This window comes from Dactylosporangium sp. McL0621 (genome assembly GCF_049995355.1).
In the GTDB taxonomy this organism is placed as follows: domain Bacteria; phylum Actinomycetota; class Actinomycetes; order Mycobacteriales; family Micromonosporaceae; genus Dactylosporangium.
The window spans coordinates 9,343,729-9,363,113 of sequence record NZ_CP188259.1 but is presented as its reverse complement, the minus strand read 5'-3'; the positions used below and the strand labels follow the sequence as shown (position 1 = coordinate 9,363,113).

Here is a 19,385-nt window from a genome sequence, read left to right as displayed (position 1 = left end):
GGCGCTGCTGCCCGCTCTGCGGACGACGGCTCAACCCTTCACGCCGGTTGCGGCGATGCTGTTGATGAACGAGCGCTGGAAGGCGAGGAACAAGGCCAGGACCGGGACGGTGATCATGGTGGAGTAGGCCATGATCTCGCCCCAGGCGACCTTGAGCTGGAAGAAGTACTGGACGCCGACCATCACCGGTCGTAGGTCCTCGCTCTGGACGACCATGAGCGGCCAGAGGTAGGAGTTCCAGGCGGGCAGGAACGTCAGGATCGTGACGGTGGCGATGGCGGGCCCCGACAGCGGCAGCACGACCCGCCGGTAGATGGTGAAGAAGCCGGCGCCGTCGATCCGGGCCGCCTCGTCGAGCTGGATCGGGATGCTCGAGAAGTACTGGTGGAAGAGGTAGATCGAGAAGGCGTTGGCCACGAACGGCAGGATCTGTACCCGGTAGGTGTCCAGCCATCCTTCGGTGAGCGCGAGATGGAACCCGTTGAGCTCCAGCCACGGCAGCTTGTTGACCCACCACACCAGCGGCAGCGCGAGCGTCTCGAAGGGCACGATGAGGGTGGCGATGACGGCCGACAGGACGATGCGCCGGCCCCGCCATCGCATCCGGCACAGCGCGAACGCGGCGAGGCTGTTGACGAGCAGGCCGGCGGCGACCGTGATGGTCGACACGACGATCGAGTTCAGCAGGAACTGTGCCGCCGGCACCCGGTCGAAGACCCCGCGGTAGTTGTTCAGGGACACGTCGCCGACGGGAAGGAAGGCCCGGAACGAGTCGAGATCGGCGAAGATCTGCGCGTCCGGCTTCAGCGAGGACACGATCATGAAGATGATCGGGAGGGCGAAGACGACGAGCAACGCCACGCGGAGGGCGTGGGCGGCCAGCCGTCCGGGACGCCGCGGGGCGGGGTTGGCGAGGGTCATGTCAGGGCTTCTCCCGGGTGAGGAACCGTTGGACCGCGGAGACCGCGAGGACGAGCACGAAGAAGACCAGCGAGATCGCGGAGGCGTATCCGGTGGCGTGCTGTTCGTATCCGGTGCGGACGGCCATGAAGACGACCGTGGTGGTCGCGTCGAGCGGGCCGCCGCCGGTCATCACGCTGATCTGGGTGAAGAGGCTGAAGGTGGCGATCGTGATGGTCACGAGGATGAAGGTGCGGGTCCAGCGCAGCCCGGGCCAGGTGACGTAGCGGAATCGCTGCCATCCGGTCGCGCCGTCGATCGCCGCGGCCTCGTAGAGCTCGTCCGGGATCGTCTGCAGGCCGGCGAGCCAGATGACCATGTGGAATCCGACCGCCTGCCAGACCGACATGAAGATGATGGCCGGTAGCGCGGTTCTCGGGTTGTTGAGCCAGTCGGTGCCGTGCCAGTGTCCGAGGCTCGCGGCGGAGACGGCCTGGTTGACGAGGCCGTTGGGCTGGTACATGAAGCGCCACAGGAGCGACACGACGACCATCGACATGACCACGGGCAGGAAGTAGACGGTGCGGAAGAAGTTGCGGCCGCGGACCTTCACGTTGATCAGGAGCGCCAGCACGAGCGCGGCGCCGGCCTGAACCGGGACGACCACAACGCCGAAGTACACGGTGTTGCGCAGGGAGGCCCAGAAGACGGCATCGCCGAAGAGCCGGGTGAAGTTGTCCAGTCCGACGTAGCGGGCCGGGCGGGGCGAGATCAGCTGCGCGTTGGTGAACGCCAGCCCGAACGCCAGCGCCATCGGCACGGCGAAGAACACGATGAGCAGTACGACGGCCGGGCTGACCATGGCGGCGCCGGCCAGGCTCTCGAGTCGTCTGGCCGGCTGGCCCCCGGCGGACGGCCCGCTGCCGGCGGGGGTGGTCGTGCCGGCGGGTGCGGTGAGGGAAACGGTCATGGTGCCTCCACAGGGTCGCCGCCGGGCTGGGTCCGGGGACCGGCCCGGCGGCGCCGACGAGCGATCAGGAGCGGTAGTTGTCGTTCTGCTTGATGTTGCCGTCGATGTCGCTGACGGCCTTGTCGAGGGTCTTCTGCGGGTCGGCGCCGTTGAGGATGTCCTGCGCGGCCTTGGCGAACACCGACGAGATGAACGGGTAGGCGGGGGTCACCGGACGCACGAGCGCGTATCTGCTCGCCAGGTCCAGGAACACCCGGTACTTGCCGCCCGGGGCGAAGTTCGGCACCTGCGCGGCCGCGTCCTGGGTCGCGGGGATGAGGCCCAGGGTCTTGGCGAACTCGACGAAGTACTTCGTCTGGTGCGAGAACTGCAGGTAGGCCTGGGCGCCGTCCTTGGCTGTGCAGCTGGAGGAGATGGCCCACTGCCAGGACGCGCCGCCGATCTTCGGGCCGTTGCCGAAGTCCGGGGGCGGAAGGAACAGGGCGTCGTCGAACTTGGCCGTCACCTGGTCGGCCGCCCAGCTGCCGTTCCAGTTGATCGCGGTCTTGCCGTTGATGAAGTCCACCGCCGGGTCGTCGCCCGACTTCTTCGCCACCAGGCCGTCGGTGGCGAGGCCCTGGAACCACTTCGCCCACGCCAGAGCCTGGGCGCCGTCGAGCGCGCCGTGTGCGCTGGTGTACGTCGATCGGTTGATCAGGTCGCCGCCGAAGCTCTGCAGCAGCGGTGAGTAGCCGTACGGCCACCATTCGCCGGTCCCGCCGGTGCCGAGGTCGAGCGGGTACGCGTACTTGCCGGTTGCCTTGAGCTTGGCGAGGCCGGCGGCGAATTCGGCGGCGGTCCACGGCTGGTCCAGCGTCGGGATGCGGATGCCGTTGTCGACCAGGATGGACTTCCGCGTGATCATCGAGACGGCGACGTCGTAGAAGCCGAAGCCGTAGAGCTTGCCGTCGTACTTGCCCACCGTGCTCGGCAGCTGGCCGGCGAAGGCGCTCTCCGGCTGGTCGAGCGGTTCGAGGTACTTCGCCCAGGCCCAGTTCGGCACGTTCGGCCCGTCGACGTCGAGCACGCAGGGCAGCTTCCTGGCCGATGCCGCCGCCACGACCGCGTCGTTGTACGCGCCCTGCGGGAATGCCTGGTACTCGACCTTGTACTTGGTCTGGCCGGCGTTGAAGTCGGCGATCACCTGCTTGACCACGCCGAGCTCCTTGTCGTTGCCGGCGTTGTGGGTCCACAGGACCAGCGTCGTGGTCCCGCCGGACGTCGACGCGCCGGACTCTGACGAGCCTGAGCACGCCGTCAGCACGCCGGCGGCGACGGCGGCCGCTACACAGGCGGATACGAGACGCCGGGATCTGGGTGGATACACTGAGGTCCTCCAACTCATTGGACACCGGCTGCGGGCCGGTGGTTGAGCGGTCGCGGTGAACGACCTTCTGACGAAGCCACCGCCCCGGATTACGGCCGGGGCGGTGGCGCCACTGAGGACCGCCGCACGAGCGGTCCTTCGAGGGTTCGGTGCTGCACCGGCGGCTCGGTGCCCGCCGGTGTGTTGATCCGGTCGTACAGCCGGTCCGCGGCCCAGACGCCCATCTCGTAGTGGGGCAGGGCGATCGTGGTCAGGCCGGGGTGGAGCCCTTCCGAGATCAGCTGCAGGTCGTCGAAGCCGACCACGGACAGGTCGGCCGGGATGCGCAGGCCGAGCTCGGCCGCGGCCTGGTAGACGCCCATGGCGATGGCGTCGTTGAAGGCGAAGATGCCCGTGGGACGCTCGCGCACGCGCAGCAGCGCCAGAGCGGCCTCACGACCGGTCGGCGCCGACGGCACGACGTGGACGACCGGACAGGACGACGCTTCGATGCCCGCCTCGCCGAGCCGGTCGAGAAACCCCTGCAGTCGTCCGTGGCGCGCGGGGATGTCGTCGCTGTCATTGATGAAGGCGATCCGCCGGTGCCCGGCGGCCAGCAACTCGCCGGTCGCCGCCCGGCCGCCGGCGACCTCGTCCGGCACGACCCAGGACTGCTCCGGGTCGTCACACAGCGCGTCGAGCAGCACGAGCGGTACGCCGTGCAACGCGGCCGGCACGCGTACGCGGCGGTGGTACATCGCGGCGTAGAGTACGCCGTCGACCTGATGGCGCAGCAGCAGCCGGGCGGCGCGGTCCTCCAGTGCCGGGGCTCCGCCGGTGTCCATGACCATGAGCATTCCGCCGTGCCGCTCGACGGCCTCCTGCGCGCCGAGGATGATCTTGCCGGCGTGTGGTGTGGTGGCGATCTGGTCGCTGATCAGCCCGATGGTGCCGGAGCGTTGCGTGCGCAGCCCGCGGGCCAGCCTGTTCGGTGCATAGCCGAGCCGCTGCGCGGCCTCGTGGACCCGGGTTCTCGTCTCGGCGCTGATCCGCTTTTCGGCGAGGTTGTTGAGGGCATGGGACACCGTGGTGACGGAGACGCCCGCGGCCTCGGCCACGTCCCGGATGCCGATCCTGGTCCGCCGCATGCTCCCTGCCCAAACGTTTTGGCATCGATGGTGTGTCGACTTTCATCGCCGCCGCTGACGAAGTCAAGTGGTTGTTGCGTGGTTGTTACCGCGCTACGCAACGTGAGATCCCTGTAACACGATCGACCCTTGACCGTCACTCCGGGGCGGTCCTACGCTCACGTCCACGTCGTTGACAAAAGCTTTTGGCAAATCATTTTGGCAGTCATCTGCCTGCACCAACGCAACTCCGCACTAGCGATCCCCCAACGTGAACGGAGTGGAGATGGCACACGACATGAATCGTCGGCGGTTCCTCGGCCTGGGCGCCGGTGCCGGCGCGGCGCTGCTGGCCGCGGCCTGCGGCGCCGGTGGCTCCGGCGGAGGCGGCTCCGCAGACGCCAAGACGCTGAACCTGCTCTGCGAGGGCGGTGGCAAAGCCGAGTTACAGCCGATCGCCGAGGCCTACCAGAAGTCCGCCGGCGTCACGGTGAACCTCGTCGAGCTGCCCTACGACGGGCTGTTCAACCGGCTCACGAGCGAGCTGGCCGGCGGCCATCCGAGCTTCGACATCTGCGCCGTGGACGCGGTCTGGCTGCCGCTGTTCGCCACCAAACTGGCCGCGATCGACCAGCTGTTCACCGAGCAGGTGAAGGCCGACCTGTTCCCGGCGCTGGTCAAGGAGGCCGGCACCGGCGGGAAGTTCATCGGGATGCCGGTGTGGACCAACGCCGAGGTGCTGCTCTACCGCAAGGACCTGTTCGAGAACCCGGGCGAGCAGTCGGCGTTCCAGGCCAGGTTCGGCTACCCGCTGGCCGCGCCGAAGGACTGGAAGCAGTTCACCGACGTCGCGCAGTTCTTCACCCGGCCCGACCAGAAGCTGTACGGCACCGACGTCAAGGGCGCGGTGGAGACCGAGTGGCTCGCGCACGTCCTGCAGGCCGGCTCGCCGGGTGTGGTCCTCGACGACAGCGGCCGGGTCATCATCGACAACGCCCAGCACCTCGAGGCGCTCACGTTCTACGCCGACCTCGCCAACAAGTACAAGGTCAACCCGGCCGGGCCGCAGCAGACCGACTGGACCGCGGCGCAGAACCTGTTCAACGCCGGCGGCACCGCCATGACGCGGTTCTGGGCCCATGCCTACCGGCAGATCCCGAAGGACGCCGCGGTGGCGGGCAAGGTCGGCGTCGCCCCGATGATCGGCGGGTCGGCCGGCGTCGCGGCGATCCCCGGCCCGTGGTACCTCAGCGTCCCGCAGGCCGGCGCCAAGAAGGACGCCGCGGTCGCGTTCATCAAGGCCTGTTACGACACCAACGCGCTGAGCCTGCAGTCCTCGCTCGGCCTGGCCGCCCGCAAGTCGGCCTACCAGCAGTACGCGCAGCAGTCCGGCTACGAGTCGTTCGGCCCGCTGCTGACCACGCTGGACGCCGCCGCGACCCGCACCCGGCCGGCCACGCCGCACTGGCAGAAGATCGTCGACGGTGCGCTCATCCCGATGCTGCAGAAGTCGCTCACCCCCGGCGCGGACTACGCCGGACTGCTCAAAAGCGCGAGGACCCAGATTGAGGGCATCATCAAGTGAACCAGGCAACGTTGCCGGCAGCGGCGGGCGCACGGCGTGCGCGGATGTCCGACGCGCGTTACGCGCTGCTGCTCGTCGCGCCGGCAGCGGCCGTCCTGCTCGGGCTGGTCGGCTGGCCGCTGGTCCGGCTGCTCATCGACAGCTTCCACACGGGCTCCGGCCTCGGCGACGGGCGCCGGTTCGCCGGCTTCGACAACTACGTCACCGCGCTGACCGATCCGGCGATCCGCGCGGCGACCGGCCGCACCCTGGTCTACTCGGTCATCGTCGTCACCGCTGAGCTGTTCATCGGGCTGGGCATGGCACTGCTGCTGCGAGCGCTGGGCCCGAGGTCCAGGCCGCTGCAGACGCTGTTCCTCTATCCGCTGATGATCGCCCCCGTGGTGGCCGGGCTGCTCTGGCGATTCCTGATGATCGACAACTTCGGCATCTTCAACGAGCTGCTCTTCCGCGCCGGCATCATCGACTCGCCCAGCGCGGTGTCGTGGCTGAGCGATCCGGACATCGTGCTGTACTCGGTCGCGCTGCCGGACATCTGGCTGACGACGTCGTTCATGTCGCTGGTGCTCTACGCCGGGCTGCAGTCGATCCCGCCCGACCTGTACGAAGCGGCCCGGCTCGACGGCGCGAGCGGCCTGCGGATGCTCTGGAACATCACGCTGCCGCTGCTGCGCCCGGTGATCGCGGTCGCACTCATCATCCGCGGCGTCGACGCGGCCCGTGCCTTCGACGTCATCCTCGTGCAGACCGACGGCGGGCCGCAGTCGGCCTCGGAGACGCTGAGCCTGACCGTGTACAAGACGATGGTCACGTTCAACGACCCGGGCACCGCCGCCGCCGTCAGCACCCTGTTCATGCTCGTCATGATGGCCGTGGCGCTGATCGCGGTGTTCACCGTCTGGCGACCGGCCCGGGAGTCGTGATGAAACGCGCCCTGCTGTGGGCGACCGCCGTGCTGGTCGTCCTGATCTACGCCTTCCCGTTCCTGTATCTGGTGTTCACCTCGTTCAAGCCGCCGACGGACGCCATCGCGGTGCCACCGAGCGTGCTGCCGCACCGGTTCTCGCTCGACAACTACGTCGAGGCCCTGCATCGCGAGGGCGTCGCGGCATCGTTCGTCAACAGCGTCACGACGGCCGTCATCACCACCGTGCTGTCGATGGCGCTGGCGATTCCGGCCGCCTGGGGGATCACCCGGTACCGGACCCGCGCCGGGCGGGCGCTGCTGGTCGGCTCGTTGCTGGTGCGCATGGTCCCGGCCGTCGCCGTCGGGGTGCCGCTCGTCGGCATCATGGGCGGCCTGCGCCTCAACGACACCCCGGTCGGCCTCGCCCTGGCGCAGACCACCGTGGCCATGCCGCTGGCGATCTGGTTGCTGGCCAGCTTCTTCGAGGCGGTACCGCGGGAGATCGAGGAGGCCGCACTGGTCGACGGCTGCTCCCGGCCCCGTGCGCTGCGCAGCGTCATCTTGCCGGTCGTGTCCGGGGGAGCCGCGGTCGCCGCCATCTTCGCGTTTCTCGCCTCGTGGAACGAGTTCCTGTTCGCGCTGCTGCTCACCTCGCTGCGCGCCCAGACCACCCCGCTGGCCATCGCCAACCTGCAGACCCAGTTCGGCCTCGACTGGGGCCCGATGACCGCGCTGGCGACGTTGTACTCCCTGCCCGCCGTCGTGCTCACCCTGCTGCTGCAGCGGCGCATCGTCGCCGGGCTCAGCCTCGGCGCCGTCAAGGGCTGAACCCGGCCCGCATCACCACCGCACCTCGAAAGGGAAGAACATGACCTTCTGGCAGCCGACCAGCCCACTCGCCGGGTTGCCGCGCATCAAGGCCGGCCGCTCCCGCCGCGAGAGCAGCTGGGACCGCACCGGCGGCAACCGCGACTTCAAAACCGTCCCGGCGGGGGAGACCCACGTCCTGGCCGATATCGAGGGCGCCGGCGTCATCGAGCACATGTGGATCACGACCCGCTGCTACTCGCCGATGTACCTGCGCAAGCTGGTCCTGGAGATCTTCTGGGACGGCGAGGACCACCCCAGCGTGCGGACCCCGCTCGGCGACTTCTTCGGCGTCGGGCACGCCGTCTCGGCGCATTTCGTGTCCCTGCCGATCAGCATGGTGACCGGGCCCCGGCGCGGACCGAAGGGCCCGTTCGCCGCCGCCATGAACAGCTACTTCCCGATGCCGTTCGGCAGCCACGCCCGGGTGCAGATCCGCAACGAGTCCGACCTGCCGATCGAGAACCTCTTCTACTACGTCGACTACGAGCTCACGCAGGAGCCCACGCCGTCGGACGTGGGCCGCTTCCACGCCCAGTACCGGCAGGAGAAGCCCTGTCAGAAGGTCGTTCCCCCGGCCATCGGCGACGGCAAGCCCGCCCCGTGGGACCTGCCCGGTATCAACCTCACCGGCGACGACAACTACGTCATCCTCGACGCCGAGGGCACCGGGCACTACGTCGGATGCGTGCTGAACATCGACAATTTCGATGCGTCCAACCAGGTGTACTCCTGGCCGGGCGAAGGCGACGACATGATTTTCATCGACGGTGAACAGTGGCCGCCGTCGCTGCACGGTACCGGCACCGAGGACTACTTCGGCGCGGCCTGGGGCTTCCCCAGCGGGGCGTACGCCGGCCCGTACCACGGCATCACGCTGGCCAGCAGCATCCAGGAGCACTTCGGGCTGTGGAGCATGTACCGCTTCCACATCGAGGACCCCGTCCGGTTCAGCGAGTCCATCCGCGTCACCATCGAACACGGCCACGCCAACGACCAGGGCAACGACTACTCCAGCGTCGCGTACTGGTACCAGGCCCATCCGCACCGCCCGCAGCCGGACCTGCCCCCGGTCGCCGAACGCCTGCCGCGCCGCTGGCCCGAACACGGCCTCTGGGACGAGTGACCGGTTCGGGACGGTGGTCGGCTACGGCATCGAGTTGGGCGGTTGAGACATGGCGCGCAGGGTGACCATCAAGGACGTGGCGGCGGCCGCCGGCGTCTCCGTCACCACCGTGTCGCACGTCCTGAACCAGTTCTCCGGGGCGCGGGTGAGCGACGAGACGCGGGAGCGGGTCGAAGCGGCCGCACGCCGGCTCGGCTACGCCGCCAACGGGCTCGCCCGCGGCCTGCGGCTGCAACGTTCGCACACGCTCGCGCTGCTCAGCGACGAGATCGCCACGACGCCGCATGCCGGCCGCATCATCCTGGGCGCCCAGGAGACCGCCTCGGCGCGCGGCTGGCTGCTCATGCTGCTGACCACCGGCAACGACCCGAAGGTCGAGCAGCGCGAGCTGCGTGCCCTGGCCCGCCATCGCGTCGACGGCGTGCTGTACGCCACCATGTACCACCGGGTCGTGACCGTACCCGCGCAGCTCGGCAGCGTGCCGGTCGTGCTTCTCGACGCCACGAGCCACGACCCGGCGATCCCCTCGGTCGTACCGGACGAGTTCGGCGGCGCGCGGGCCGCGACCGGCCACCTGATCGCCCACGGCCACCGCTCGATCGGGTTCGTGACGAACGTCGACGACATTCCAGCCACCCACCTGCGGCTGGACGGCTACCGCACCGCGCTCGCCGAGAGTGGAGCCGACGTGCGGCCAGAGCTGGTGGTGGCCGAGGTCACCGACGCCCGCGGCGGCTACCGGGCCGCGACCGCACTGCTGCGCCGCCCGGACCCGCCGACGGCCCTGTTCTGCTTCAACGACCGGATGGCGATGGGCGCCTACCGGGCGGCCCACGAGCGGGGACTGCGCATCCCGGCCGACCTGTCCATCGTCGGCTTCGACAACCAGGAACTCATCGCCGACGGGCTGCACCCCGCGCTGACCACCGTGGCGTTGCCGCACTACGACATGGGCGCCTGGGCGGTACGAACCACGATCCGGCTCGTCGAGGGCGGCGGCGTCCCCGCGACGCCGCAGGCCGTCATGCCGTGTCCGCTGATCGAGCGCGGCTCCGTCACCGCCCCCGCATAGACCTGCTCCGTACCATTTTCCGTTTGTAAGGGACCTTCATGCTTCGACTTCCGGACGCCTGGGTGTGGGACTTCTGGCTCGCGCAGGACGGCGACACCTACCACCTGTTCTTCCTGCGCGCCTCTCGAGCCCTCGGCGAGCCGGACCGCCGGCACATGCGCGCCAGCGTCGGCCATGCCGTCTCCACCGACCTCACCACCTGGACCCAGGTCGCCGACGCGCTCGTCCCGGCCGACCGGCCGGCGTTCGACGACATCGCCACCTGGACCGGATCGGTGGTCCGCGGCCCGGACCGACGCTGGCACATGTACTACACCGGCGCCGGCAGTGCCGGCGACGGCCTCGTGCAGCGAATCGGCCATGCCGTCTCCGACGACCTGTACACGTGGCAGCGGGACCCGTCCGGGCCGCTGCTGGAGGCCGACCCGCGCTGGTACGAGACCCTCGGTACCAGCGCGTGGGGCGACCAGGCGTGGCGCGACCCGTGGGTCTTCGCCGACCCCGGCGGCGACGGCTGGCACATGCTCATCACCGCCCGGGCCACCGACGGACCCGTCGACGATCGCGGCGTCATCGGCCACGCCCAGTCCCCGGACCTCGTGACCTGGACCGTCCGGCCACCGCTGACGAAGCCGGGCGCCGGGTTCGGCCAGCTGGAGGTGCCGCAGGTCGAGCTGGTCGACGGCCGCAGCGTGCTGCTCTTCTCCTGCCTGCGGGCCGAGCTCGCCGCCAGCCGCCGGGCGACCGGCGCCCCCGGCGGGGTCTGGGCCGTCGCCGGCGACGGGCCGCTCGGCCCGTTCGACCCCGGCGCCGCCCATCCGGTGACGGACAGCACCCTCTACAGCGGACGGATCGTCCGCGACCCGCGGGGGCGGTGGGTAATGCTCGCGTTCCGCAACATGGCCGGCGACGGTGTATTCGTCGGCGAGCTCACCGACCCTATGCCGGTCGGGCTCACCGCGGACGGCCGGCTCGAGATCGTGACGACGGCATGAGGTTCGCCGTGCTCGGCGAGGCCGTCATCGACCTGGTCGAGCGCCCCGACGGGGCGTTCGCCGCCCACCCCGGCGGCAGTCCGCTCAATGTCGCCGTCGCGCTGAGCCGGTTGCGCCGGCCGGTCGAGCTGCTCGCCCGGTTCTCGACCGGCTTGTTCGGCCGGCGGCTGCGCGCGCACGCCGAAGGCAACGGCGTCGGCCTGCGCCACGCGGTCACGGCGCGCGAGCCGGCCACCCTGGCCGCGGTGGCCATCGATCCGAGCGGGTCGGCGGCCTACGACTTCTACGTCGACGGTACCGCCGACTGGCAATGGACGGCCGAGGACCTGGCCGCCCTGCCCGCCTTCGACGTGCTGCACACCGGTTCGCTGGCCTGTGCACGGCCGCCCGGCGGCGAACGCATCCTCACCCTCCTGCGCCGGCTCCGCGCCGAAGGCGGAACGCTGGTCAGCTACGACCCGAACGTCCGGCCGGGCCTGACCGATGATCTGTGCGCCCTCCGCCGCCGCGTCGAAGCCTTCGCCGCGGTCGCCGACGTGGTGAAGTCGAGCGACGAGGATCTGGCGCTGCTGTATCCGGGCCGTGCGGCCGAGGATGTGGTGGCCGAATGGCGCTCTCTCGGCGCCGGGCTCGTGGTGGTGACCCGCGGCGCCGACGGCGCGTTCGCCACGACCGCGGACGGCGTCTACGACAGCCCCGGAGAGCGGGTCCCGGTCGTCGACACCATCGGCGCCGGCGACGCGTTCATGGCCGCGCTGCTCGCCGCCCACGGCACGATGCCCATACCGGAGGCGCTGCGTCTGGCCGGCCGCGTCGCGGCGCTCACCTGCACCCGGCCGGGCGCCGACCCGCCAACCCTCGCCGAGGTGGAAGCCGCCTATCCCGCACCGTCACCCAGCTGAACCCTGCTGTCCGCCGCGATACCGCCGGAGCACCGGACTCCCTCGGGAGGGCCGGCGCGTTCGGCTACGGTATTGCTGGCAACAAGCCCGCGCCGGGACCCACCCGACGTCCGGCGGCAACAGCATGGGTGGACGATGAAGCGGACCGTGAGCATCCGGGATGTGGCGACCGAGGCGGGAGTCTCGATCACCACCGTCTCGCATGCGCTGAACAACACCTCCGGCGCGCGGATCAACGATGCGACCCGCGAACGGATCGTCGCCGCGGCCGCACGGCTCGGATACGCGCCCAACAAGCTCGCCCAGGGCCTGCGGTTGCAGCGCACACAGGTGCTCGCCCTCCTCAGCGACGAAATCGCCACCACGCCGCACGCCGGGCGCATCATTCTCGGCGCGCAGGAGGCGGCCTCGGCGCACGGCTGGGTGGTGCTGCTGCTCAACACCGGCGGTGACCCCGCGCTGGAGGACCGCGCCATCAACGCCATCTTCCAGTACCAGATCGACGGCGTGCTCTACGCCACCATGTACCACCGGCAGGTCACCGTGCCGGACCAGCTCTCCGGGCTGCCGGTGGTGCTGCTGGACGCCAGCTCCGCCGACCCCGCATACCCCTCGGTCGTGCCCGACGAGGTGGGCGGCGGCCGCGACGCCGTGCACGAACTCATCGCCGCCGGGCACCGGCGTATCGGCTTCGCCACCAACATCGACGACATTCCCGCGACCCACGGCCGGCACACCGGATACCGGCAGGCCCTCGCCGACGCCGGCATCACGGCACAGCCGGACCTGATCGTCGTCGAGGAGTCCGACACGCCCGGCGGCTACCGGGCCGCCCTCGAGCTGCTGCGCCGGCCCGACCGGCCAACCGGCATCTTCTGCTTCAACGACCGCATGGCGATGGGCGCCTACCGGGCCGCCCACGAACTCGGCCTGCGCATTCCGGACGACCTTTCCGTCGTCGGCTTCGACAACCAGGAACTCATCGCCGAAGGACTGTTCCCCGGCCTGACCACGGTCGCCCTCCCGCACTACGAGATGGGCGCCTGGGCCGTACAGACCATGATCCAGATGCTGAACGACCCCGGCCCGTCGAAGCCGCCGCGCGACCGGGCCGCCCAGGCCACAATGCCGTGCCCCGTCGTTCGCCGCGACTCCGTCGCCCCGCCCCCACCGGCTGGGTGACGATTTCCGCTTAGGGGCTGTATCGAAGTGGGGGTCGGAGCGAGGCGAGGCTCAGGCGGCGTCTGAGTCCGCCGCAGCCCGGCCATCCACTTCGATACAGCCCCTAGGTGCAGGCCGTTCGACAAAACGATTTGGCGGCATGCTAGCGCCCGGCGACGCCGGAGGTCAACGGGGTCGTGCGGTACGGCGTTCCAGCGGACGCAGGCGGGTCGGGCGGCGAGGAACCGCGACGAGGGCGTAACACAATCGACCCTTGACCGTCACTGTGGGGTAGTCATACGCTCACGGCAAAGCGTGACAAAACCTTTTGGCAAACGCATTGCAACGGCTCGTATGCAAGACGCCCCGGCCGCCGCGAACCCAACTGGATTCCGTCAGGGACTTCACGCTGCCCGCAACCCGCCGCTGCCCGAGCAAGGAGTGGCTCATGCCCGTGCCCACCAATCCGATCGGTCGCCGCCAGGTCCTCAAGGCGCTGGCCGCGATCCCCGTACTCGCCGGTCCGCTCAGCGTGCCCGGGCGGCCGGAGCGGCCCGCCTCGGCGGACGCGACGGACCCGGCGGTGGCCGACGCCGGCCACCGCCCGCCGCCCCGCCACCGTCAGGCGCTCATCGGCGTCCTGTAGCACAGCTCCCCAACACCAACCCCCGCAACGCTTCCACGAAAGGCGCTGGACCGTGTCCACTGTGTACGACGTAACCGCCTGGACCATCCCCGGCCACCCGAACGTGACCGCGTACACCGACATCGGCGCGGTGATGAACAGCATCATCGCCGACGTCAAGGCCAAGCAGCCGAGCCAGGCGTCCAAGCCCGGGGCGGTCATCTACATCCCGCCCGGCGACTACTCGCTCAAGACCCGCGTCGTCATCGACGTCAGCTACCTGCAGATCAAGGGATCCGGCCACGGCTTCGCCTCGCTGAGCATCCGGTACAACACGGCCGACACCTCCGGCTGGCACGAGATCTGGCCCGGCGCCAGCCACATCAAGCTGGAGAACACCGACGGCAACCACGAGGCATTCCTCGTCAGCCGCGCCGGCGCCCCGCGCCTGAGCTCGATCGAGTTCCGCGACTTCTGCATCGACGGGCTGGGCTTCACGCCCACCCAGAACTCGTACACCAACGGCAAGGTCGGCATCCGCATCGCCTCGGACAACGACTCGTTCAAGGTTGCCGGCATGGGCTTCGTCTACCTCGAGCACGCCCTCGTCAACAACGGCGCCGACGCGTTCGACGTGACCGACAACTTCATCGCCGAGTGCGGCAGCTGCGTCGAGCTCACCGGTGCCTCGCAGGCGGTCAAGGTGAGCAACAACCTGATCGGCGCGGGCTTCGTCGGCTTCTCCATCTTCGCCGAGAACGCCGAGGGCCTGCTGGTGCAGGGCAACAACATCTTCCCGCGCGGGCGCAGCGTGGTCCACCTCAAGACCAGCAACCGGTGTTCGATCACCGCCAACCGGTTCCAGGGCTTCTACCCCGGCATGATCGACTTCGAGGGCGTCAACAAGGAGAACCTCATCGCGAGCAACCACTTCCGGCGCGTGCCGGAGGGTTTCCCGCCGCTGCAGGGCTCCAACAACGGCAAGGACGACCTCTACGGCGTGATCCATCTGCTGGGCGACAACAACATGGTCTCGACCAACATCTTCACCTTCGACGTGCCGTCCGCGGCCATCACGCCGTCCGGTGCCACGCCGACGATCATCCTGGTCGCCGGCGGCGACGGGAATTTCATCAGCAACAACCACTTCGTGACGAACGTCGCGACGAAGCACGTGGTGCTCGACGGCAGCACCACGAACACGAAGGTGCTCGACAGCGGTACCGCCGACCAGGTTCAGGCGTTCACCACCAACTACGCGTTCCGGCCGACCCCCTGACCCGACCCCCGCTCGCGATCGAGGATCGCCGATCGACCCGACCGGGCCGATCGGCGATTTTCTTTCCGGGTCGCCAAACTTTTTGGCAGGAAATGGACGGGTTCAAGGCCTTGATTAAACGTTTTGGCAACGGCACGCTCACCTGACCGACACATTCCTTCTGGGAGAGGAGCAGGTCTGATGAGACGGTTCGCTGTCGCCGTCCTCGCGGTCCTCCTGCTATTCGCACCGGCCGTGGCGCCGTCGCCGGCCCGAGCAGCCGTACCGACCGACATCGTCAACGCCGACTTCGAGACCGGCGACCTGAGCGGCTGGGCCGTTACCGGTACCACCTTCGGCAACGCAGTGACGACGGAGACCGGCTGGGGCTGGGGCTGCTGCTTCGGCCAGCACGGCACCCACCACGTGTGGGGCTTCCGCTCCGGCGGGGACGCCGCCACCGGCACGCTGACCTCCAGCCAGTTCCAGCTGAGCGGTACGGGTCAGGTCAGCTTCCTCATCGGCGGCGGCAACGACGCCGACAACCTCTATGTGGCCCTGGTCCGGGCCGGCGACGGGGCGGTCCTGTTCCGCGCGACGGGCCGCAACGACGAGTCGTACCAGCGCGTCAACTGGGACGCCTCGGCCTACCTGGGTCAGACCCTGTACGTGCGCGCCGTCGACAGTGCCACCGGCGGCTGGGGCCACCTCAACCTCGACGACGTGCGGGTCTTCGACACGCAGGCCGTGGCCGGTCTGGTCAACCCGGACTTCGAGACGGGCGACCTGAGCGGCTGGACCGTCACCGGTACCACCTTCAGCAACGCGGTGACGACGGCGACCGGCTGGGGCTGGGGCTGCTGCTTCGGCCAGCACGGCACCCACCACGTGTGGGGCTTCGGCCCCGGTGGCGACGCGGCCACCGGCACGCTGACCTCCAGCCAGTTCCGGCTCAGCGGCACCGGTCAGGTCAGCTTCCTCATCGGCGGCGGCAACGACGCCGGCAACCTCTATGTCGCCCTGGTCCGGGCCGGCGACGGGGCGATCCTGTTCCGCGCCACCGGCCGCAACGACGAGTCGTACCAGCGCGTCAACTGGGACGCGTCGGCCTACCTCGGTCAGACCCTGTACGTGCGCGCCGTCGACAGTGCCACCGGCGGGTGGGGCCACCTCAACCTCGACGACGTCCGGCTCGACGAGCCCGCGCCGAGCGACCTCCTCGCCCACTGGTCCTTCGACGAAACCACCGGCTCCACCGCCCGCGACAGCGCCTCCGGCCGCGACGACCCGATCAACTACGTGTTCAACAACGCCGTCTACAAGCCGTCGACCCCGCCCATGCGCCGGCCCGGCGTCGCATCCAACGCCCTGCTGTTCGACGGATACTCGACCTGGATCTCCCGCTCCGGCTTCGCCACTCCCACCCAGGCGCTGACCCTCGAGGCGTGGGTCGCACCCCGCGCATTCGAGTGGGGCGACGAGCACAAGCTCTCGGCCGTCATCGACCAGCACGACGAGGGCGCACGGCAAGGCTTCATCCTCGGCATCGGGCGGCACGGTACCTGGTCGTTCCAGGCCGGCATCGCCGGCACCTGGCAGGCGCTCTGGGCCGACCCGGCCAAACCACTGGCTCGCAACCAGTGGCACCACATCGTGGCCACCTTCGACGCCGCGTCACAGAGCATGCGGGTGTACCTCAACGGCTCACTCGCCGGCAGCCTGAGCACACCCGCCGGCGGCATCACGCCCTATACGGGCAACCTGCAGATCGGCCGGCACAACCAGGGCGTCGTCATCAACGGCACCTTCACCGTCAACATGTTCGCCGGGCTCCTCGACGAGGTGGAACTGCGCAGCCGAGCCCTGACCGCCGCCGAGGTCAGCGCCGCCTACCGTGCCGTGGCCGCCGTACCCACACCGGACCTCGCGATGCAGCGCAGCCGCTACGCCGGCGACGCCTACCGCCCCCAGTACCACTTCATGGCCCCCGAGCACTGGATGAACGAACCCCACGCCCCCATGTACGCCAACGGCCAGTACCACCTCTTCTACCAGCACAACCAGCAGGGGCCCTACTGGCACAACATCGGCTGGGGCCACGGCATCAGCCCCGACCTGGTGCACTGGCGCGACGCCCCCGAAGCCCTCGTCCCGACCGCCGGCACGGCCGCGCCCGACGGCGTCTGGAGCGGCAGCGCCGCCGTCGACGCCTCCGGGCAACCGCTGCTGTTCATCACCGCCGGCGACGACTCCGTGTCGCCCAACCAGCGCACCGGCATCGCCCGTGATCCCGGCTGGCGTACCGACAACGACCTCAACACCTGGACCATCGACCAGGCACCAGTCACCGTGCAGTCGCCCGGTCTCGACGTCGGCCCCGGCCGCAAGGTCCGCTACGGCGAGTTCCGCGACCCGTACGTCTGGCGCGACGGCAACACCTGGTACCAGCTCGTCGGATCCGGCGTCCAGACCACGTCCGGGGCGGATGTCGGCGGCACCGCCCTGCTGTACACCTCGACCGACGCCACCAACTGGACCTACTCCGGCCCGCTCATGGTCGGCGACGCGCAGACGTACCCCAAGACCGGGCAGGTCTGGGAACTACCCGTCTTCCTGCCCCTCGGCGGCGGCAAGTACATCCTGCTCACCAACCCGATGTGGACGTACGGCACCGACAACAACGTCAAGTACGTCTGGTACTGGATCGGCTCCTGGAACCCGGCCAGCCGTACCTTCACGCCCGACACCACCGTCCCGCGGCTGTGGGACTACGGCGAGCACTTCACCGGCCCCAGCGGCTTCGTCGACCAGCAGGGCCGATCCGTCGTGTTCTCCATCGCGCAGGACAAGCGCACCGAACAAGCCCACTACGACTCCGGCTGGGCCCACAACGCCGGCCTGCCGATCGTGCTGTCCCAAGGCGCCGACGGCGACGTCGCCGTCAAACCCCTGCCCGAACTCACCACCCTGCACAGGACCACAACCCCGGACGTCTCCATCACCACCGACACGACCGTCCAAGCGGCGAACCAGCAGCTGTCCGCCGTCCGCGGCGACATGCTCCACATCACCCTGGAAATGACCGGCACCGGGCGCTACGGCATCAAACTGCGCCGCAGCCCCGACGGCGGTGAGGAGACCACGCTGTACTACGACGCCGGGACCGGAACCCTGTCCATCGACCGCACCAAGTCCGGCAGCAACTCCAGCCTCTACGCCAACCTCGGCGTCCAGGGCGGCCCGCTGAACCTGGCCGGACAGAACCTCAAGCTGGACATCTACCTCGACAAATCCATGATCGAAGCCTATGCCGACGACCGCCGCGCCATCACGAGCCGCGTCTATCCGGCCCGGACCGACTCCCTCGGCATCCAGGTGTGGACCGACGGCAACGCGACCGTGAAGAACCTCAACGTGTGGCAGATGAACCCCGCCTACAACTGACGGACACAACCGGCCGCCGCGGATTGCACGGCGCCCAGGCCGCCGCGGATTGCACGGCGCCCAGGCCGCCGCGGCGCGTCTCGTCGGACGCGTCGCGGCTTGGCATTGAGCACTTGAGCGCCGAAATGCGCACCTTGCTGCACTACCGCGGTGCACGGTCACACGCCACCGGGCCGCGCGCCTCGACCGTCGCGGGGTCAGTAGGACCGCCGTCCGCTCCCGCCGCACATGGCGCACTTGAGGCGGCCGGACCCGCCGCACAGGTGATGGTTTCGGGGCTGGCCGTTGACGTACTCGTAGCCGCTGCAGCAGTACGTGGTGCCGCTGCCGCCGCACGACCCGCACGGCCCGTCCTTCGGCGCCGTCGGCTGCCAGGTCCCTGCGGCGCCGGAGTTCGCGGTGCCCCCGGAGGTGCCGCCGTTGCGCCCGCGGATCACGGCGAACACGATGAGTACCACGATCGGACAGACGCAGAGCCCCACGCAACCGAGGACTTCGCCGAAGTCGTACGCAGACATGGTCCCTCCCGGGCCGGCGCCGCAACGGGCGCGTGCGCTGATGATCGCCGAGCGGCGGCCGGCGGGACATCAGCCGCGCGGCGGAGCCCGATTCGAGCGGCGCGGCTCGCCCGGCGTCCACCGGCCAGGGACCGGCCCGCCCGTCAGGTGCGGTAGTGCGCGACCCTCCTCCTGCATTACCCGGGAGCAGGCTCTGCGCGGTGCTGTTGAGTAGATCGGCTCACTTGCAACGAGTAGTCGTGGGGCCGCGACGGGGCGGGCGGCACTGCCATACTTCGTTCACTCGACCGTCTCTGCGCCGGATTCCCGGGGGGATCAGGATGACAGCTCGTCGAACCACTCCGCCTCGCGCCCAGCGTCTACCGGCGCTGTGTGTCGCGGTGGCGCTGCTGGCCGCCGCTACGATCATGCCGGCCCAGGCCGTCGCCACCGCGGGGGAGGCGTCCATCTGGCTGGACGGCCCGCAGCTCTCGCCCGCACCGGCCGGGCTGCAGCCGGTCCAGCCCGACAGTCACAAGCCGATGTGGCTGCCGGCCCAGCCGGACAGCCACAAGCCGATGTGGATCGCTTCTGCGTAACGCCC

Annotated in this window: 17 protein-coding genes; 12 read left to right on the top strand and 5 right to left on the bottom strand. The window is 69.7% G+C overall.

The features are described from left to right. Positions 1 to 30 precede the first annotated feature (30 nt). From ACPPVO_RS44530 to ACPPVO_RS44515, 4 genes are all read right to left on the bottom strand, one after another. The gene (locus ACPPVO_RS44530) at positions 31 to 921 is read right to left on the bottom strand and encodes a carbohydrate ABC transporter permease (RefSeq protein WP_426504583.1); all 891 of its coding nucleotides are present in this window, start codon (positions 919 to 921) and stop codon (positions 31 to 33) included. Position 922: 1 nt separating this feature from the next. After that, the gene (locus ACPPVO_RS44525; RefSeq protein WP_426504582.1) at positions 923 to 1,870 is read right to left on the bottom strand and encodes a carbohydrate ABC transporter permease; all 948 of its coding nucleotides are present in this window, start codon (positions 1,868 to 1,870) and stop codon (positions 923 to 925) included. 64 nt (positions 1,871 to 1,934) lie between these two features. After that, entirely contained in the window at positions 1,935 to 3,236 is a 1,302-nt protein-coding gene (locus ACPPVO_RS44520) for an extracellular solute-binding protein (protein ID WP_426504581.1), read from the bottom strand. Between the two features lie 89 nt (positions 3,237 to 3,325). Then, positions 3,326 to 4,363 carry a LacI family DNA-binding transcriptional regulator gene (locus ACPPVO_RS44515; protein WP_426504580.1) on the bottom strand — a complete coding sequence of 346 codons (1,038 nt, stop codon included), beginning with the start codon at positions 4,361 to 4,363 and terminating at the stop codon, positions 3,326 to 3,328. Between the two features lie 265 nt (positions 4,364 to 4,628). Between ACPPVO_RS44515 and ACPPVO_RS44510 the strand changes: the two genes are divergently transcribed. From ACPPVO_RS44510 to ACPPVO_RS44460, 11 genes are all read left to right on the top strand, one after another. Further along, entirely contained in the window at positions 4,629 to 5,927 is a 1,299-nt protein-coding gene (locus tag ACPPVO_RS44510; protein ID WP_426504579.1) for an extracellular solute-binding protein, read from the top strand. Between the two features lie 44 nt (positions 5,928 to 5,971). Next, positions 5,972 to 6,850, top strand: a complete 879-nt coding sequence (locus ACPPVO_RS44505; protein WP_426504578.1) for a carbohydrate ABC transporter permease — start codon at positions 5,972 to 5,974, stop codon at positions 6,848 to 6,850. Then, on the top strand, positions 6,850 to 7,662 hold the full coding sequence (locus ACPPVO_RS44500) for a carbohydrate ABC transporter permease (protein ID WP_426504577.1): 813 nt from the start codon (positions 6,850 to 6,852) through the stop codon (positions 7,660 to 7,662). The genes ACPPVO_RS44505 and ACPPVO_RS44500 overlap by 1 nt, the downstream gene beginning before the upstream one ends. 40 nt (positions 7,663 to 7,702) lie before the next feature. After that, complete coding sequence (locus ACPPVO_RS44495) at positions 7,703 to 8,827, top strand: glycoside hydrolase family 172 protein (RefSeq protein WP_426504576.1); 1,125 nt, start codon at positions 7,703 to 7,705, stop codon at positions 8,825 to 8,827. 49 nt (positions 8,828 to 8,876) lie between these two features. After that, the gene (locus tag ACPPVO_RS44490) at positions 8,877 to 9,899 is read left to right on the top strand and encodes a LacI family DNA-binding transcriptional regulator (RefSeq protein ID WP_426504575.1); all 1,023 of its coding nucleotides are present in this window, start codon (positions 8,877 to 8,879) and stop codon (positions 9,897 to 9,899) included. A 38-nt stretch (positions 9,900 to 9,937) separates the two neighbouring features. Continuing rightward, the gene (locus ACPPVO_RS44485; protein ID WP_426504574.1) at positions 9,938 to 10,894 is read left to right on the top strand and encodes a glycosyl hydrolase family 32; all 957 of its coding nucleotides are present in this window, start codon (positions 9,938 to 9,940) and stop codon (positions 10,892 to 10,894) included. Continuing rightward, positions 10,891 to 11,796 (top strand): carbohydrate kinase family protein, encoded by a 906-nt coding sequence (locus tag ACPPVO_RS44480; protein ID WP_426504573.1) that lies wholly within the window; start codon positions 10,891 to 10,893, stop codon positions 11,794 to 11,796. The genes ACPPVO_RS44485 and ACPPVO_RS44480 overlap by 4 nt, the downstream gene beginning before the upstream one ends. Before the next feature lie 147 nt (positions 11,797 to 11,943). Further along, positions 11,944 to 12,978, top strand: a complete 1,035-nt coding sequence (locus tag ACPPVO_RS44475; protein ID WP_426504572.1) for a LacI family DNA-binding transcriptional regulator — start codon at positions 11,944 to 11,946, stop codon at positions 12,976 to 12,978. A 427-nt stretch (positions 12,979 to 13,405) separates the two neighbouring features. Continuing rightward, positions 13,406 to 13,603: a hypothetical protein gene (locus ACPPVO_RS44470; protein ID WP_426504571.1), complete on the top strand. Its 198-nt coding sequence runs from the start codon at positions 13,406 to 13,408 to the stop codon at positions 13,601 to 13,603. A 61-nt stretch (positions 13,604 to 13,664) separates the two neighbouring features. Continuing rightward, positions 13,665 to 14,861 (top strand): NosD domain-containing protein, encoded by a 1,197-nt coding sequence (locus tag ACPPVO_RS44465; RefSeq protein ID WP_426504570.1) that lies wholly within the window; start codon positions 13,665 to 13,667, stop codon positions 14,859 to 14,861. A gap of 180 nt (positions 14,862 to 15,041) precedes the next feature. Next, positions 15,042 to 18,284, top strand: coding sequence for a GH32 C-terminal domain-containing protein (locus ACPPVO_RS44460; protein WP_426504569.1), 3,243 nt, complete (start codon positions 15,042 to 15,044; stop codon positions 18,282 to 18,284). Positions 18,285 to 18,481: 197 nt separating this feature from the next. On the opposite strand, the gene ACPPVO_RS44455 is transcribed toward ACPPVO_RS44460, so the two are convergent. Next, complete coding sequence (locus tag ACPPVO_RS44455) at positions 18,482 to 18,802, bottom strand: hypothetical protein (RefSeq protein ID WP_426504568.1); 321 nt, start codon at positions 18,800 to 18,802, stop codon at positions 18,482 to 18,484. Between the two features lie 380 nt (positions 18,803 to 19,182). Here ACPPVO_RS44455 and ACPPVO_RS44450 point away from each other — a divergent pair, with 380 nt between their 5' ends. Continuing rightward, positions 19,183 to 19,380 carry a hypothetical protein gene (locus ACPPVO_RS44450; RefSeq protein ID WP_426504567.1) on the top strand — a complete coding sequence of 66 codons (198 nt, stop codon included), beginning with the start codon at positions 19,183 to 19,185 and terminating at the stop codon, positions 19,378 to 19,380. The last annotated feature ends 5 nt before the right edge of the window (positions 19,381 to 19,385 follow it).

Coding starts and splice junctions, on each gene's coding strand:
- ACPPVO_RS44500 (WP_426504577.1), top strand. CDS start 6,850: ATGAAACGCGCCCTGCTGTGGGCGACCGCCGTGCTGGTCGTCCTGATC.
- ACPPVO_RS44495 (WP_426504576.1), top strand. CDS start 7,703: ATGACCTTCTGGCAGCCGACCAGCCCACTCGCCGGGTTGCCGCGCATC.
- ACPPVO_RS44505 (WP_426504578.1), top strand. CDS start 5,972: ATGTCCGACGCGCGTTACGCGCTGCTGCTCGTCGCGCCGGCAGCGGCC.
- ACPPVO_RS44530 (WP_426504583.1), bottom strand. CDS start 921: ATGACCCTCGCCAACCCCGCCCCGCGGCGTCCCGGACGGCTGGCCGCC.
- ACPPVO_RS44525 (WP_426504582.1), bottom strand. CDS start 1,870: ATGACCGTTTCCCTCACCGCACCCGCCGGCACGACCACCCCCGCCGGC.
- ACPPVO_RS44470 (WP_426504571.1), top strand. CDS start 13,406: ATGCCCGTGCCCACCAATCCGATCGGTCGCCGCCAGGTCCTCAAGGCG.
- ACPPVO_RS44460 (WP_426504569.1), top strand. CDS start 15,042: ATGAGACGGTTCGCTGTCGCCGTCCTCGCGGTCCTCCTGCTATTCGCA.
- ACPPVO_RS44515 (WP_426504580.1), bottom strand. CDS start 4,363: ATGCGGCGGACCAGGATCGGCATCCGGGACGTGGCCGAGGCCGCGGGC.
- ACPPVO_RS44480 (WP_426504573.1), top strand. CDS start 10,891: ATGAGGTTCGCCGTGCTCGGCGAGGCCGTCATCGACCTGGTCGAGCGC.
- ACPPVO_RS44510 (WP_426504579.1), top strand. CDS start 4,629: ATGGCACACGACATGAATCGTCGGCGGTTCCTCGGCCTGGGCGCCGGT.
- ACPPVO_RS44485 (WP_426504574.1), top strand. CDS start 9,938: ATGCTTCGACTTCCGGACGCCTGGGTGTGGGACTTCTGGCTCGCGCAG.
- ACPPVO_RS44455 (WP_426504568.1), bottom strand. CDS start 18,802: ATGTCTGCGTACGACTTCGGCGAAGTCCTCGGTTGCGTGGGGCTCTGC.
- ACPPVO_RS44490 (WP_426504575.1), top strand. CDS start 8,877: ATGGCGCGCAGGGTGACCATCAAGGACGTGGCGGCGGCCGCCGGCGTC.